This window comes from Hungatella effluvii (assembly GCF_003201875.1).
GTDB lineage: Bacteria > Bacillota > Clostridia > Lachnospirales > Lachnospiraceae > Hungatella > Hungatella effluvii.
The window spans coordinates 378,913-395,197 of record NZ_QJKD01000001.1 but is presented as its reverse complement, the minus strand read 5'-3'; the positions used below and the strand labels follow the sequence as shown (position 1 = coordinate 395,197).

8 protein-coding genes are annotated in these 16,285 nt (G+C 50.7%); 5 read left to right on the top strand and 3 right to left on the bottom strand.

Annotated elements, in window-relative coordinates:
* Nucleotides 1-13: 13 nt before the first annotated feature.
* Together DFR60_RS01595 and DFR60_RS01590 are read left to right on the top strand one after the other, a co-directional pair.
* Nucleotides 14-3,859, top strand: a complete 3,846-nt coding sequence (locus tag DFR60_RS01595) for a glycoside hydrolase family 2 TIM barrel-domain containing protein (protein WP_207659478.1) — start codon at nt 14-16, stop codon at nt 3,857-3,859.
* A gap of 310 nt (nt 3,860-4,169) precedes the next feature.
* The gene (locus tag DFR60_RS01590; protein WP_110321314.1) at nt 4,170-5,939 is read left to right on the top strand and encodes a glycoside hydrolase family 2 protein; all 1,770 of its coding nucleotides are present in this window, start codon (nt 4,170-4,172) and stop codon (nt 5,937-5,939) included.
* Between the two features lie 56 nt (nt 5,940-5,995).
* Here DFR60_RS01590 and DFR60_RS01585 read toward each other — a convergent pair whose 3' ends face one another.
* Genes DFR60_RS01585 through DFR60_RS01580 form a run of 3 tightly spaced genes read right to left on the bottom strand, consistent with a single transcriptional unit; the run spans nt 5,996 to nt 12,615 of the window.
* Complete coding sequence (locus DFR60_RS01585; protein ID WP_110321313.1) at nt 5,996-10,567, bottom strand: polysaccharide lyase family 8 super-sandwich domain-containing protein; 4,572 nt, start codon at nt 10,565-10,567, stop codon at nt 5,996-5,998.
* Nucleotides 10,568-10,600: 33 nt separating this feature from the next.
* Entirely contained in the window at nt 10,601-10,864 is a 264-nt protein-coding gene (locus tag DFR60_RS30130; RefSeq protein ID WP_146218570.1) for a hypothetical protein, read from the bottom strand.
* A complete protein-coding gene (locus DFR60_RS01580) occupies nt 10,837-12,615 on the bottom strand; it encodes a sigma-54-dependent transcriptional regulator (RefSeq protein ID WP_110321312.1) in 1,779 nt (592 codons plus the stop codon). The genes DFR60_RS30130 and DFR60_RS01580 overlap by 28 nt, the downstream gene beginning before the upstream one ends.
* A 259-nt stretch (nt 12,616-12,874) precedes the next feature.
* On the opposite strand from DFR60_RS01580, the gene DFR60_RS01575 reads away from it, so the two are divergent.
* The 3 genes from DFR60_RS01575 (at nt 12,875) to dapA (ending at nt 16,274) form a co-directional block, all read left to right on the top strand.
* Entirely contained in the window at nt 12,875-14,209 is a 1,335-nt protein-coding gene (locus DFR60_RS01575; RefSeq protein WP_110321311.1) for a four-carbon acid sugar kinase family protein, read from the top strand.
* The gene (locus DFR60_RS01570) at nt 14,145-15,305 is read left to right on the top strand and encodes an iron-containing alcohol dehydrogenase (protein ID WP_110321310.1); all 1,161 of its coding nucleotides are present in this window, start codon (nt 14,145-14,147) and stop codon (nt 15,303-15,305) included. The genes DFR60_RS01575 and DFR60_RS01570 overlap by 65 nt, the downstream gene beginning before the upstream one ends.
* Nucleotides 15,306-15,380: 75 nt before the next feature.
* Nucleotides 15,381-16,274, top strand: coding sequence for a 4-hydroxy-tetrahydrodipicolinate synthase (dapA, locus tag DFR60_RS01565; RefSeq protein ID WP_110321309.1), 894 nt, complete (start codon nt 15,381-15,383; stop codon nt 16,272-16,274).
* The last annotated feature ends 11 nt before the right edge of the window (nt 16,275-16,285 follow it).

The window sequence follows — 16,285 nt, the reverse complement described above, 5'->3', positions numbered from 1 at the left end:
CGGGGATAGAAGCATGGAAGAATACTTCAATCATGTCGAGTGGAATTTTATTAATATGAACAGCCCGGCGGACTTATTCTGCCATTATCGGGAGGACGGCACAATTTATCTGGAGGAATATGACAGATGCAGAAACGGCCACCTGCTTCTATCCTCGTTTTTTGTGGACGCGGCTTCCTGCGGGTTTGAGACAGAGATCCTGAATATCCAGGATGGAGCGGGAATCGGCCTTTACTTTGGGGACGGCTGTTTTGACCGTTATATTCTGGCCGTCGTGGGTAATGGACGGCTGGAGGTGCGGATCCCCAACGGCGTGCCGCTGGGAGATACGTTTCGCTATGACGGACCCAGACGGTGGTATTCGGCAGCGTCCGTACCATTTACGAGAGAGCCTCCGTTCAGGATGGGATTTCAGGCCGCGGAGAAAGGCTTTTCCGTGGTCTGCGACGGCGAAGTACTGATCGACAGCACGGCGATTGAAGTTCCATGGAGAAAGCCGTATGCAAGGCTGGCGGTAATGGCCGTGAATGACTGCGATGCATCTCCGAAGTCAGGGGCTGTGCTGGGAAAATACCGGATGAGTGGCCGGGAAAATGGGGAGCGGATGGCCGGAGCCTGCGTAGACGGAGAGGGCCGGCCGCTGCCTCGGGTATGGCTCCACGTGGCCGGGATTTCAGGACACAGCGGGCTTACCGACGATGGGGGGCGTTTCGATCTGGGATATCTGCCTTCTGGGGATTATGAGGTGATTGGTGGGGCGGAAGGACAGGGATTCTGCCATTTTCCGGTGAAACATGGGGGCAGCGAATACCGATGGTGCCTGGAGCCATACTGGCAGCAGGACAGCCGCGAAATGATTCCACAGGGAGAATTAAAAAATGACTGTTTCTTAGCTTCCTTAAACGGCGTGTGGAAATTCACCATGGATCCGCTGGAAATGGGAGAAGAGGAGAAATGGTATCTTCCCGGCAGGCATACCTTTGACCAGAGAATCCGGATTCCCGGTTCCTGGCAGTCTCTGCGGGCTTTTGGGGAAGAATTTCTGGCCGATGACAATTCTCTGCATCAGGCCTCTTCGTTTCGGTGTAACTGGAGAGAACAGGGGCGGACAGCCTGGATGCAGACGGAGATTTCCGTGGAAAAGGAAACGAGGGTTCAGCTGGTATTGGGAGCTGTATCGGGAATTGCGAAGATATGGCTGGATGAGAAGGAAATTGGCTGTACGGTGGACTTTTATGCGCCCTGCCGTCTTCGCCTGGGGCGGCTTAAGGCAGGCAGAAGGTATACGCTGACCATGGAGGTTCTGTATCCGTTTGAAGGGGACCAATGCTGTTTTGGAAAGCAGGGATTCTGGTTTACAGACAGCCCCGGAATCTGGCAGAATGTCTGGCTGGAGGAAGAGAAGAAAGTCCGGATCAGCGAAATTCTGGTGGATGATTACCGAAAAGAGGATGGCGGAATCCGTTTTGGCGGAAGAATAGAAGCCGAGGGGAATCCGGAGACCATGTCGGAGGTGAGCGTGGATTCCGGAACTCTTAAGTGGGACACAGAGAAAGATACTGTATACCGCCTGGATTTCCTTTACCGCGCACCGGAGGGGCACGCGGAGGCAGTACTCGAGTTTGGAGAGACACGGCTTTCCGTGGATTTCGATGCGACATACGGCGAGGCGTATGACTGCATGACTGTCTATGTAAAGGACTGTGGCCGGACAGAAGAGGCTCAGTTTAAAACGGAAGCAGGATATCTGGAGATTCTTCGTGTTCTGGCCGGACCGGTTGATTTTAATTGCCGTTTAGAAATGAATCTTGAAATTCCAGAAGAAGACGTAAGGATCGAAGCGCTGGAGCCTTTAACGATTAATAGCCGCGGTATACCGGAGGCTGCATTTCGAATCTTTGGAAAAGGGCTTATGCAGTGGGAACCCGGAGCACCGAACCGGTATGTACTCTCCGCGTCGGTTGGTGGGGAGAGCGGCTCTGGGGGAACGTATGAACGCTGGGTTTCCTTTCGCAGGGTAGGGCAGAAGACGGTGAAGGACGGGACTGCGTATGTGACAGTGAACGGAAATCCGGTCTATCTCCGCGGCGTTCTGGACCAGGGGTATAATCCCTGGGGGATCTATACGTATCCTTCTTTGACGGGAGAGGGACCGGGAAGCGTTTCCTTCGATGTAAAGGCGGCCGGTGAATGCGGATACAACATGATCCGGATGCACATCAAGGACAATGAGCCGGAATGGTACACCGCCTGTGACCGGGAGGGGGTTCTGGTATGGGACGAGGTTCCTTCCTGTTTCTATGGGACGTGGAAGGATCCGTTGTGGCGCGGGCTGCATCTGCGGCGGCTGAAGGCTATGGCCAGGAAACAGAACTACCATTCCAGTGTGGTTATGTGTTCTGTGTTCAATGAGTCATGGGGAATTCTCGGAGATCACGAGCAAAGCCCATGGGATAACGATGAGGCCCAGAACTGGATTCGCACTTCGGCACAGACGTATAGACGGCTGGCGCCAGGAATTCTGGTGGTGGATAATTCGGGTTATGGAAAGACCGGGGAGACGGATATTCTGGACTATCACAGCTATCCGACAGAATTTGCGGATGCGATGGACTTTTTTGAACGGCTGGATAAACAGAATTACCCGGGATCGGCGTTTAACTGTTATAACGAGGAAAACCGGCAATTGATGAAGGATGAAATGGTGGCCGATCTCCTTCAGAGAAATTGCAGGAACCCGTTGAAGGAGACGGTATTTACAGGAAAGGACTGTCAGAAAGGGCAGCCGGTCATTATCAGCGAGTTTGTACACACCAATGATATTGAACGCCTGGTCCGTATCTGCCGGTTTGCGGGATACGTGCGTATGAATCTGGCCTCTCAGGAGAATGAGGACACCAGTCCGTTTACCTCTCTGCGTGTCAGAAGAGATTTCGGCCTGATGCATCGGGATATGACGCCGGCTGGATACGAGCAGGCCAATCAGGCGGACTTTATCTTTCTGGCGAGGCCCTGGCTGACCGTGGTGAAAACGGGAGAGGTGGTAAAGGTGCCGGTTTACGGCGGGATCAGAGGAAGGGAACCGGGAGACAGTGATATTCGGGTGCACTGGAGCCTGGCTGGTGTTGATTTTCTGGGGCAGTGGAACCGGGAACTGGACGGCGGTGAGGTTAATATGGGTATTCCATGGCTGGAAACAGGTAAACCGGGTGAAATCGAAGTGAGGATACCGGAGGGGATTAAGGGAGCCTGGCTGTTTGCCTGGATCACAGACCGCGGCGCCACTCTGTGTGAGCACGATGTGCAGTTTGAAGTTGTGACGGAAGAAGAGACAGGACCGGAGGCATTTTACTGGAATCCGGAGAACACGGACAGAGAAGTATTTTCTGGCTTTACCGGCAGGGGAAGCATGGAGAAACGCCGCGTATGGTGGGCGGCAGGCAGCGGCCGCGCTTCCTGGCATATTCCGGTGCCGAAGGGATACTGTGGAAATAAGATACTGCGGCTTGAGCTTTCCTCCTGCAAATGTCTGGAAGGAACGAGGCTGACGGATGAGAGGAAGTATCCGTCGAAAGTTCGGATTTACGTACAGGGAAAGTTGTGCGGGGAACTGATAATTCCGGATCAGCCCTGGGATAAGAGGGCGCTGTTTTCCAATGCAGAGGCGGCGGAAGACGGGATTGTCTCGTACCGCCGGACGGGGACGTATGGTTATGGCTTCCGGTATGATATACCGGTGGAAGTGGAAGAAAACACGGTAGTGTCGGTAGAGACGGAAGGCGGCGGATGCATCATCTATGGAAACCGGATGGGCCGGTATGGGTGTGATCCCATGTTTTTGGACGGGGAAAATGAGTAACAGTTCAGCCTCCGCTTCCGGCTGCTGCCGTCTGGTCCGGCGCTCCTGTTTCCCGGATCTTTCCTGTGACTTTGCAGGGTATTAGCAGTTCTTAACGCGCAGAATTTTTCGTTCAGGGGAAATCCCCACCTGTCTGAGCGCAGCGAGTTTGGGGATTTTCACTGGCTTTTAGAAAAATCCTGCACGTTTAGAAATGCTTATGCCCGAAACCGGAACTGGAAAGATCCGGGAAACAGGAGCGCCGGACCAGACGGCAGCAGCCGGAAGCGGAGGCTGAACTGTTACGAAAATGAGATAGAGGAGAATCACAATGATTGACAGAGAAAAAATGGCCAGCCCAAGGCCGGACTTTTACCGGAGGGGCTGGAAGAGCCTGAATGGAGCCTGGAAATTTGCATTTGACGATGAAAACATCGGTATACGGGAAGGTTGGCAGAACGGCCATGCCTATGAGCGTGAAATTACGGTGCCTTTCTGCTACCAGAGCCGGAAAAGCGGTATTGGGGAAACGGAAGGGCACCCATGCTTGTGGTATGAGCGGGAATTTACATGGGAAGAGCAGGCGGAGGATGCCAGGCTGTGGCTGAATTTCGGGGCCGTGGATTATGAAGCGGTTGTATGGATCAATGGCCGGTGGGCAGGAGGCCATAGGGGCGGACACACGCCGTTTTCCGTGGAAATGACACCGTTTGTAAGCCGGACGGACAAAACGGCGAGAGTTACAGTTATGTGCCGTGACAGCTATGATACAGCCCAGCCCCGGGGAAAACAGCACTGGAATATCGAGACAGACCGCTGCTGGTATACGGCGACCAGCGGAATATGGCAGAACGTCTGGATGGAGATTACGGGACCGCGCCGTATGGAACATGTCCGGCTGATTCCGCTGCCGGATCAGGGTGAGGTGAGAGTGAAAATCAGCTTTGCGGAACCTGATGCCTGCGGAGAGGTGCGATGGAAATTAAAGTTTGAAGGCGGGGAAATTGGAACGGGTGTCGTGGCGGTAAAGGGAAAGCGTCCTGAATTTATCATAGCCGTGCGTCAGGAAGATCCCATAGACAATACCGTTCATCTCTGGAGTCCGGAAAAGCCGGTGCTTTATGATCTGGAGCTTGAATATCTGGAAGGGGCATCTGCTTGTGACCGGGTGGAGACGTATTTTGGGATGCGTACCATCGAGGTGAAGGAGAATCACGTTTTACTTAACCACTTTCCTCTGTACCAGCGCCTGGTTCTCGACCAGGGATACTGGCCGGACAGCCTCATGACGCCGCCGGATGGCGAGGCGTTTCTTAAGGATCTGGAGATGGTTCGCGCCATGGGCTTTAACGGCGTGCGGAAGCACCAGAAAATCGAGGATCCGGTTTTCCTGTATCTGGCGGATCATATGGGAATTCTCGTGTGGGAGGAGATGCCGTCCAATTATGAGTTCTGCCGGGAAGGTATGGGCGCGCTGCTGCATGAGTATGGAGAGGTAATAGCGAGAGACTGCAATCATCCCTGCATCATTACGTGGGTTCCGTTCAATGAGAGCTGGGGAATCAGAAACGTCCTGTTTGATCAGGAGCAGCAGCATTTTGCCGAGACCTTCTACCACTATACGAAGGCCCTGGATCCATACCGGCTCGTCAGCACGAATGATGGATGGGAAGCTGTAAAGGCCGATTTTGTGGGGATCCATGATTATGAGAGCGACGGAGAAGTCCTGGCAGAGAAGTTCCGCGACATGGAAGCACTGATGGGATGGACTGCGGTTGGAAAAATGGTGTTGAGTGAAGGCCGCAGCTATGGCGGTGAGCCGGTATTTCTGTCGGAGTTCGGCGGGATCGCCATGGAAGATGGGAAGACGGAATCCTGGGGATATAACGAGAAGGCGGCAGGGCCGGAAGCATTTGCGGAGCGCTTGTCGAAACTGACCGGCGCGGTGAACCGGATCGGAGGTCTGGCCGGTTTCTGCTATACCCAGCTGACTGACGTGGAACAGGAGACCAACGGACTGCTGTATGCGGACAGGACGCCGAAGATGGAAGTGGACAGGATTGCGGCTTGTATGACTGGGGAAGACGGCGGAGGAAGATAGCTGAGGAAAATCCCCTGGAGCGGGTTATTTTGCTCCAGGGGATTTTTGTGTTGTTTTTATTCTGCCATTGCCCCATCCGCTCCCAGATGGTAAACGACGTTTTTCCATGTTACGGAGGTGTTTGCCGCCATTTCGCCGCTGCGGTTAAAATAGTACCACCGGTCCCTGTAAAAAATCCATTCATCGGCGGCCATGCTGCCGTCGGGCTTCAGATAGTACCAGAGGTTCTGATCCAGAATCCAGCCGGTCTGCATGTAGCCGGATTCGTTGAAATGGTACCAGCAGCCCTTGATCCATTTCCACTGAGACGACGGCCAGGTGCCGTTGTATTGTTTAAACCACCAGCCGTTTGTATCCAGAATCCATGTACCGTCGGATACATTAGAAGTGGAAGTATCCCGGTCATTTGACGGTTTGGAATCAGGCACAGGATCCGGTTGCGGATCTGGATCGGGTTCCGGTTCAGGAGCCATGTCTTTGTCCAGCGCAAATCCATAGATGGCATCACGGTTTATTTCAAAAGTAATTGTGCCGTCATGGTTTGTGGTATAGGTGACCTCCTCAGGAGCGGCCGCAGCCTGTGCTTTTGCGGCTGGAACGAAACGGTACAGTTTCAGGGTTCCTTTCTGACCGGATTCTATGGCGGGTGCTTTTGCGGTGACGCGCACCGGATGGTCATTCAGGCTTAAGTTTTTGCCTTTTAAAAGGAGTTCTGGTCTGAATAAGGTCAGGAGCGCCGCGGTCCCGGACAGTGATTCCTGGAAAATTCCGATGGAATCGGATTCGTTGGTCAGGAGGAAGAGGGTACGCACATCCATTGTGCCGTTTGCGGCCTTTACCGTTATACCGTCAGCCGTCGTGTTAATCTCTTCCTTCTGAAAGCCTGCCAGGAGTTCCCTGATTTTTGCCTGATCGGATTCGCTTAAAACGGATTTTTCTTCTTCGGTCAGATTCTCGTATTTTTTCAGAAGTTCTTCGACCGCGTCGGCATTTTCATAAGTCACTTCATCAATACCAGTGATTGGAACCATAATTTCATCGGCAGAATCCATCAGCGCCAGCTTTTCTTTTGCAGCTTCGATGACTGAGGTGATGAGCAGAGTCTGTTCCTCATTAAAGTGTGCGGTGTCGAGAGCCTGTACTTCCTTTAATATCATTTCTACATTTGACTTTTCTGCCCTTGTGGCACTTTCGATCTCGCTTTGCCAGTGTGCCAGTTTCTTGTCCAGGCTTTCCAGAACGATGGTATACGTTTTTCCCAAATCTTTTGCGCCTTCTATGGTGATAATGGTTTTACCGTTTTGCAGGGCTGCGGTCACGCCGTCCTCTGCCTCAACCGTTTCATAGAGGCTGTTCAGTACAATGATGGTATCTTTGCCGTTTTGGGTCGGGTTGGAGATTCCGGCGGTGATAAGGCCATTTTCTTCTGCGAGAGTAACGGAGGCGGGCGTCTTCGCGGAAACCGGAAGGTCTTCCGGGTCACAGGCGGTCCAGAAATTATAGCCGCTGACTCCGTATTTCGTATTCCCTACAGCCTGTACCTCCGGGGTGTTGGCGAGAATTGTTACTTCCGGATTTTCGGAAAACTCAGCCATTTCGTCCGGAGTTCTGCCGGGCAGAAGGACGTAGCTGTACGTTTCGTTCTGCGGATTGGTTCCATGATCCACGGCAAAACTGATGTAGCTTCTGGTAATCTCGTAGTCGTTTGCGCTTCCTGCTGTGATTGCTCCGTTAATATCTTTCCAGTTACCGGTTCTGGTCTCCTTCAGCACCGAAATCTCGGTTTCTTCCGGGAAATAGTATCCGATGTTCTGCTGTTTGCCGTTATTTCCTTCCAGAAGCGCCCAGCTTGCAGGCATGACAGCAGAATCGCCAACGGTGAGTTCCGCCTCTTTTCCGTCTACCCATACGGTATTGGCGGCGTCTTTCATTGCCTTCCGGTTATCTACAATTGTTTCGGTGGCCTTGTCTTCCTTGGAGGTAATCCCTGCTCCCAGGGCGGCTACGCCGTTCGGGAATGTGAACCAGGATTTTTTTGCTTTTAGTGAGGAGATGTCTCCAGTGGGGAGCTCCCCTTCAAAATCCATGCCTACAGACCCGTACTGGTTCAAGACGGAAGATCCGCCTGCCCAGTTTTTCGTGCTGGTGTGAGGCTTCCAACTGTCGTCGGATGGAATAAACCCTTCTGTGTGATCTGTGGTGATGCCTGCCAGACGGTGAGGGTCGACGGTAGGCCAGTAAACGTCCGCATAGTGTGCCTGGTCTCCATTATATAAGTAGAGGGCGCCATCGCTCATATGCCAGCCTTTCTTATTTTCTTTGTTGCCGTACTCGAAATTGCCGGTTCGTTTGGAATACATGCTGATGCCCAGATCAAAATTTTCACCGTGGTATACAGCCTTGTCCATGACTCCAAAATTCTTGTGGTAAATTTCGTCATCCTCGCCTAAGGAATCATCCGTTATAATATTTTTCATGGCAGCCATGTCGGCAACGGTCATACCGGTAAAATAGTCTTTCTTGTATTCCATGCCAGCCAGAATCTCTGTGCGGGCGAAGGTGCGCAATGCATTCCTTTCGTCCTCCGGCGCAATGCTCATCAGGTGAGAAATATGCTTTAACAGGCCTTTTCCTACCGTGTGTTCATTGGTAGATGGCCTTGCGACGCCGCGTCCTGTTGTCATATCCATCATGGCTCCATCGGCATAAAGAGGCCGGATGCCATTCCAGATCCATTGAAATATACTGGTCAGTTTATCGGAATCCACTTCCCATGGACTGCCAGCGGTGATAAAGAGAAGTTTCTCCATACTCCCTAACAGCGTGGAGCCGTATCCACCGTTGTAGGCCAGATTTTCATGGTCGATATAGGAACCGTCTTCATAGTATCCGTTTCCTTCGCTCGTAAAGCCAATGGTTTTCATCAGTGATTCCATTGCCATGTTCATCGGTTTGGCGGTTTCTCCGATGGAAGAGCGGAGGGCGGATACGAGAGAGGTATCAACTATGTTTGCCGCATCAAGCTGAACCTTACTGCCGTAGACCGTATGATACCGGTATTTGGGGTCTTCGTTAAAGGTTTCTAGCGTTTTGGCTTCCCGTTCGATGAATTCCGGGTCAAGATCGTCATACATCAGGATAACCGTATTGCACAGGCTCTGAGGCATTCCGATAAACCAGTGCCACCAGTTTCCGTAGAGATCTTTTGTTACATCCATATTGTCGTTGTACATGGTTGCGTATACCCATTCCAGAGCGCCGATTATATCCTCCTTCAAATCCTCGTTCTGGTACAAAACGCTCCCTTTTGCGCTGTAAGCGGTAGCCATCTGTTCAATCCGGGAAAAGCCGGTTCCCAGACCTTCTGTTACATTGGTTGCGACATTCTGTTTCCGGTATGTAAAATCAATGTCATCCCACAGGAGGTCTCTGTCATTTCCACCTTTTTTCATGGAGTCCCAATTCTCCTGCGCGGTCTCGGTCAAATCAGCCATCATGGCCTGATAGACTTCGTCTTCGGTATCTTCCATATTGTTGCCGGTCAGACGGTCTCTCCAGTTCTCACGGATCGGCTTATAGTATGGGCGAAGATCGGCGTCTTCTACGGAGACTCTGCATACAGCCTCATGGAGTTCATCTGTCTGGGCAACGATCTCTGTGAGACCCATCTTATGAGCGGTTACCAATCCGTTTTCGTCAACACTTGCAATTTCAGGATTTTTGGAGTACCAGGTGATTTCCTCATCGATTCCTTCGGTTAAGACAGCCTCCAACTGCAAGGTAGCTCCAGTAAATATTGATACATCTTTTTTGTCCAGACTCAGGCTGTAGAGCGGTACAATCTGCACATCATCTATCCAGATTTCACCTGACATATATTCTGAGAAAATATCAATCTGTAATCCGTTCGTATTAGAAGACGGGAGGCCTTTGGTTACGAGACTGTACTGTACCCAGCCGTCGGTATCTTTTTTGATGGGGGGCAGCTCAACATTAAGTTCAGTTTTACCATCGTCTTTTTTGACACGTGACAGTCTTACAAAAAGTCCAGATGTCTTGGAAGAAGTAACCTGAAGATTCTCAGCCTTTAACCAAAACGTACACTGATACTCCGAGGTTGGATCAACAGGAAGCTTTGGATAATTAATACTAATCCGGGAGGTTTTATCCCCGGAATTAATACGTAAATAGTTGTTCCCCTCTTTCGCATTATCTTTATCAATTACAATTTCATATAATATTTTTTGATTTCCCGGTGTCGCGGCCCATGTCCCCCATCCCGCCGGTATAATACTATCCTTCCATATCCATTTCCATCCTGCATTTGTAACCGATGTCTCCTCAAAACTGCCATTAGGAAGAATGCTGCTGTTCTTCTTCGCATTGCTCAGCGTCGCCTTCTCAGCTTTACCAGCCTCAGACGGCGTCGCTTTCGTCCCGTCATCCTCTCTGTCCGCCTCAGACGGACTCGCTTTTCTGCCGGAACCTGTTACCGATTCGGCGGACATCATCTCACCATACCATGGTGCCGCCATAGCCGGAGCCCCTGCCTGTACAACCATGGCAGCAGTCAGAAATAATGCCGCAGCCCTGGACCTGTACCGTCTCGTTTGCCTGTACTTTCTCATAAACGACCTCCTTTGATCGTGTCGCCTTCTCAATCAATAAGCAAAAGAGATGAGAGGTGACACCTTTGTCTCACCAGTATAAGGGAAAAATTGCCAAGGAGATATAATTGAATTTTTACTTTTATCGTCAAAAATTATCTTTTTTTCATTATTAATAAGGTTGTTTTGTTGTGTTTTACATAAAATACCCCAAATAACCGTTTTTGACAGATCTGTAACCAGTAAAATAAAACCTGATGTGCAGTCAGAGCGTTCTTTAAACGGCGGATTCACACAATATTCTGCAGCATCCGCCACAACGTGGTTCTGCTGATTCCCAGCCGTTTGGCGGCCTGGCTCTGGTTGCCTTTTTCTTCGGAGAGAACGTGGCGCACGATATCCAGATTTATTTCTTCCAGGGTCCGGTTTAAATCGAGAGGAATGCCGTCGCCGGAGATGATGGCGGGCTGTTCTCTGAGCAGAAGCCTGGAAACTGAGGCGGCTCTGATGTAGGACGTATCTGTTATGGCAAACAGCTCCGTCATGATTCGTTTGAACTGATTATAATTGCCGGGCCAGCCGTATTCTTTCAAAAGGGAGACGGCTTCCGGTTCCAGACCGACGATTTCCCGGGCCAGCTGCATGTTTAAATTACTGATATATAAGTTGGCAAGATCCGGGATCTCGTCCTTGTTAGCCCGGAGCGGCCGGAGGGTGAAGGACAGGCAGTTAAAGTGATTCATGAGAAGCTGGGAATTCTGATTCAGTTCCTCGCCTTCCCGTGTGGTGCAGGAAAAGATCATGTGGTTCTGCCGGTGCAGATTCAAATCCCGAATGATGGAAAACAGCTCTTTAAACTGCTGGTCAGACAGAAACTCCAGTTCACGGATATAGATGGTGGTATCCGTATCGCTGAATGGAGAGTTGGTGTGCCCGGTAAGAAACTGCCAGCTCTTATCCGTAATACGGGAACAGTCGATAATCGCCATTGGCTTATTTTGAAATTTGCTTTGGGAATAGATAAAGGCAGCCATCTCTTCTTTTCCTGTACCGTCTTCCCCGAGAATCATGACGGGAGCACCGGTCTGATTCATCTGGTCCAGAGAAGGCGTATAGGTTCCGGATGGGTTGGTGAGGCCGTAGAAGCTGGAATAAAACTGTTCCAGAGCCTGGCTCCTGTCGATATAGCGGACTCCATTTTTGATGAGAGACAGAGGGACTTTCCGGGTGTTGACGTAATAGACAACGTAAGTCTGCTTGTAAATCAGTTTTCTGACTCCCTTGATGGCAACCAGCAGATCGCCTTCATCTCTGTAAAATTTCTTGCTGTTCTCGGAAAGAATTTCCGTCACATAGTTTTTCATGGCGGTCATCACGGCCGGTGAAAAATTATGTTCTTTTGAGGTATAGATCAGCTCTTCCTTTTCACTGTAGACAAACACATAATACGGATAATCCTCCAGAAGCGTCCGGAAAAATTCAGCCTTGGAAATCAGGGCCTGGTACGTACCGGCTGTTTTGACGGCCTGATCGAATGCCGCCTCGATACTTTCCGAACCGGAAGTAAAGAGGATTGAGCGCATCCCCAGTCTCTGGGCATGGGAATTCGTCACAACATCACATAAAACCATGCGGTATCCGGCTGTGGTCAGGCGGGTGAGCGTGTCATTTACTTCTTCCGGATTATGGATGGTGTAGATGTCAATGGTATACTGCAATAAATCACATAGAAAACGGGCATTTTTGGTGATACCGGGGAAGCCGACGATTGCATAGCGGTCGTTGTTGTTTTCCGCCAGTTTGATGGCGCGGAGAATATCGTATACAGAGAGCTGAATCTCCACTACAGGAATCGGGGAAATGGAAGAAATCATTTCGGCGGTGCCGCCCCGGGATAAGATAACATCGTAATCCTGGAAAGTGTGCCTGGAAGCAATCTCGGCCCCAGCCTCCAGATCGCCGACGTACACAGTCAGATCGATATCATCCCGCTGTCCGGCCAGACGCATCATCAGCGCTTTCATACCCTCATACGGTGCGATTCCCAGTATCTTTGTTTTTTTATCCATTAAAAACTCCTGCCTTTCCCCAAAATGAAATATTTCTGATTAAAGTGTTTCTATTTAAAACAAATATAGCATAGTAAATAATAAAAAACAATATATAACTATAATGTTTCAAAATAAAACAATATTAATTGAAAAAATAGCAGTAGAATTCTTGAATAGTTCGGTTTTAATTGGTATTATTAAACAAACGAAGGGAAAAACAAGAAACCATAGGAAAAAGAATGTTCAATAATGAAACAATAATAGGTGGGTAGACAAAATGATAAAACTTCTTGTAATTGCAGACGATTTTACAGGAGCCCTTGATACCGGAGTGCAGTTTGCCGGGAAAGGAATGACGACGAAAGTCCTGAATTATTTTCCTGAGGACGAGGAGACACTGAAACGGCTACAGGCGGAAGTGCTGGTGATCGATGCACAGACAAGACATTTGGAGGGCCAGGAAGCGTACCGGAAGGTTTTCGATGTGGTAAAGAGGGCGGGGGATGCGGGAGTTCCTTATATTTATAAGAAAACGGATTCCGGACTCAGAGGAAACATCGGAAAAGAGCTGGAAGCAGCACTCCTGGCCAGCGGAGAACAGTATCTTACGTTTATCCCGGCGCTGCCGGCCATGGACCGGATCACAGTCGGCGGAGTCCATTATGTGGAAGGGGTTCCTATTCACGAGAGCGTATTCGGACGCGATCCTTTTGAACCGGTGGTATCGCCCAGCGTGGAAGCGTTGTTTTGCGGTGTATCAGTAAAAACCGTATTGTATCAGGAAAGTGGACACTACGAGAGAGGCAGGGGTAAGGAGATTGGAATCTTTGATGCGTCGAGTGAAGCGCAGATAAAAAAGATCACAGAGGATTTGATGAAACAGAAGTGTCTGGGCGTCATGGCTGGCTGCGCTGGTTTTGCATCGGTGCTGGGAGATTTCCTGAAATTGGAAATACGTAAGATGGAAATTCCTGTTATAACAGATAGGATGATCATTATCTGCGGAAGCATAAATGAAATTACAAAGAGACAGATTGAATATGCGGAACAGAACGGCATGAAGCGGATTACCATGACTCCGGACCAGCAGTTTACTCCAGGATACTTAAGCTCTGAGGAAGGAAAGAGATGGCTGTACGGTCTGAAGCAGGATTGTGAAGCAGGAATCACCTGTGTGATCGAAACGGGGATTTCCGACACGAAAAAGGTGACGGAATACCGGAGGGAGAACCACATTCCGCTGGAGGAAGCGCGGGTGACGATCTCAAAGACGCTGGGAGAGATCTTAAAGCAGCTTCTGGAGATGGGGCTGGACGCCACCTTCATGATTATTGGCGGAGACACGCTGGCGGGATTTATCACCGAGATGTGCTGCGGCGAGATCACCATTTACCAGGAACTGGAGCAGGGAACGGTCCTGTCCTCAATACGGACGGAAGGAAAAGATCAGTGGATCATCTCGAAGTCGGGCGGTTTTGGGGATCGGGAGCTTTTAATGGAAGTGGAACAACTGGTGAAACACAGCGTTTTAGGGGGAGGAAGAAAAAATGCCGGATCATTATTCAATTACAATGCCGGGAGCTGTCTACAGCGGCCGGGGAGCACTCCGTAAGATCAGAGAAATTACGGAAGGAAGATTTAAGAAAGCAGCCCTGTTTACGGATCGGGGAGTGGAACAGGCCGGTCTGTTAAAGATTCCGCTGGAAATTTTAAATGAGGCCGGGGTAGAGACGGTGGTGATCACAGATCTGCCTGCCGAACCGAATTGTGACGAGGCGGAGCAGGTAATGGAACGCTTTCGCCGGACAGGCGCCGATTTCATCGTGGCCGCAGGTGGAGGAAGCGTCATGGATGTGGCAAAACTGGCTTCCATTACGGCCGACGGTTCTCTGACAGTCAGACAGCTGCTGGAAGATCCGGGGCTTGGAAGAAAGTGTGTTCCAACGCTCATGATTCCAACGACAGCAGGAACCGGTTCTGAGGCTACGATGAACAGCATTGTGGCAGTGCCGGAAAAGCAGTTGAAGGTCGGTATCGTGAACCCGGAGATGATCCCGGATTACGTGATTCTGGATGGCAGCCTTTTAAAGAATCTTCCCAGGAAGATCGCGGCAGCTACGGGAGTCGACGCAATGGCGCACGCGGTGGAATGCTTTACTTCGAATAAAGCGAACCCTTTCAGCAACTTGTTTGCGAAGGAGGCCGCAAAACTGATTTTTGACAATATCGAGGCGGCTTGTGAAGATCCAGAGGCGGAAGAAGCAAAGACAAATATGTTAATTGCCGCATTTTACGCGGGCGCTGCGATTTCCTCATCGGGGACCACCGCGGTACATGCCCTGTCCTATCCGCTGGGAGGAAAGTATCATATCCCCCACGGTGTTTCCAATGCCATGCTGCTGCTCCCGGTTATGCGGTTTAATAAATCGGCTTGTCTGAAGGAATTTGCAGAACTGTATGATACGGTTGTTGGAAAAGAGCTGCAGATAACAGACGAGGAAAAGGCGGACAGGCTCCTGAAACGCATGGAGGAAATTATCCGGCGGCTGGAAATACCGTCCTCTCTGTCGACATTCGGGATTGGGACGGATGCGTTGGAAGAGCTGGTGAATGCCGGAATGGATGTAAAACGGCTGCTGAATAATAATAAGAGAGAGATAACACACGAGGATGCCCGCAGACTGTATTTAGAAGTAATGCATGGATAGAATGGGGCGCGGCAGACTAGTACCTCCCGGCGTAAATACGCCGGGAGGCACTTGATACGAGAGAGGGGAAATTTGATGACTGTCCTGAAAGGTATTATTCCTCCCATCATCACTCCGATGAATGAGGATGAATCCATCAATGAACCGGAACTGAGACGGCAGGTGAACCGCCTGATCGAGGCGGGGGTACACGGACTGTTTCCGTTCGGAACAAACGGAGAAGGCTACATATTGACTGAAAAGGAAAAGGAGCGGGTTCTGTCCATCGTAATCCAGGAAACGGACGGACGGGTTCCCGTCTATGCGGGAAGCGGATGCATCGGGACGAAGGATACGATCCGGATGTGCCGGATGGCGGAGTCACTGGGGGCAGATGTCCTGTCTGTGATTACGCCGTGGTTTGCCAAAGCGTCCGATGAAGAGCTGTATGAACATTACTGTGCGGTGGCAAAGGCTGTAAAAATCCCGGTGGTCCTCTATAACATTCCGGCAAGAACGGGCAACAGCCTTTCTCCGGCTCTGGTAGAGCGGCTGTCCGAGGTCGACAACATTGCAGGAGCCAAGGATTCCAGCGGCAGCTTTGACAATATGCTCCAGTATCTGGAGCGAACGAGGGGGAAGGACTTCACGGTGCTTTCCGGCAATGATTCCCTGATATACTGGAACCTGCTTGCAGGAGGCGGCGGAGGTATCGCAGGATGTGCCAATGTCTATCCGGGGACGATGACGGCCATCTATGAGCGGTTTATGCAGGGAGATTTAGAGGGAGCGAGAGAGGCTCAGGACTCCATTCGTTCCTTCCGGGATTGCTTCAAATACGGAAATCCCAATACAATCGTAAAAACCGCGGTTGCAATGCTGGGGTATCCCGTCGGTAAATGCCGCGCACCGTTTGACCGAATCTCCCCGGAGGGACTGGAGGCCATAAGACGTGTAATCGATGAAAACCGAGAAGCTGGAATGGAGTAGAAAGGAACGAA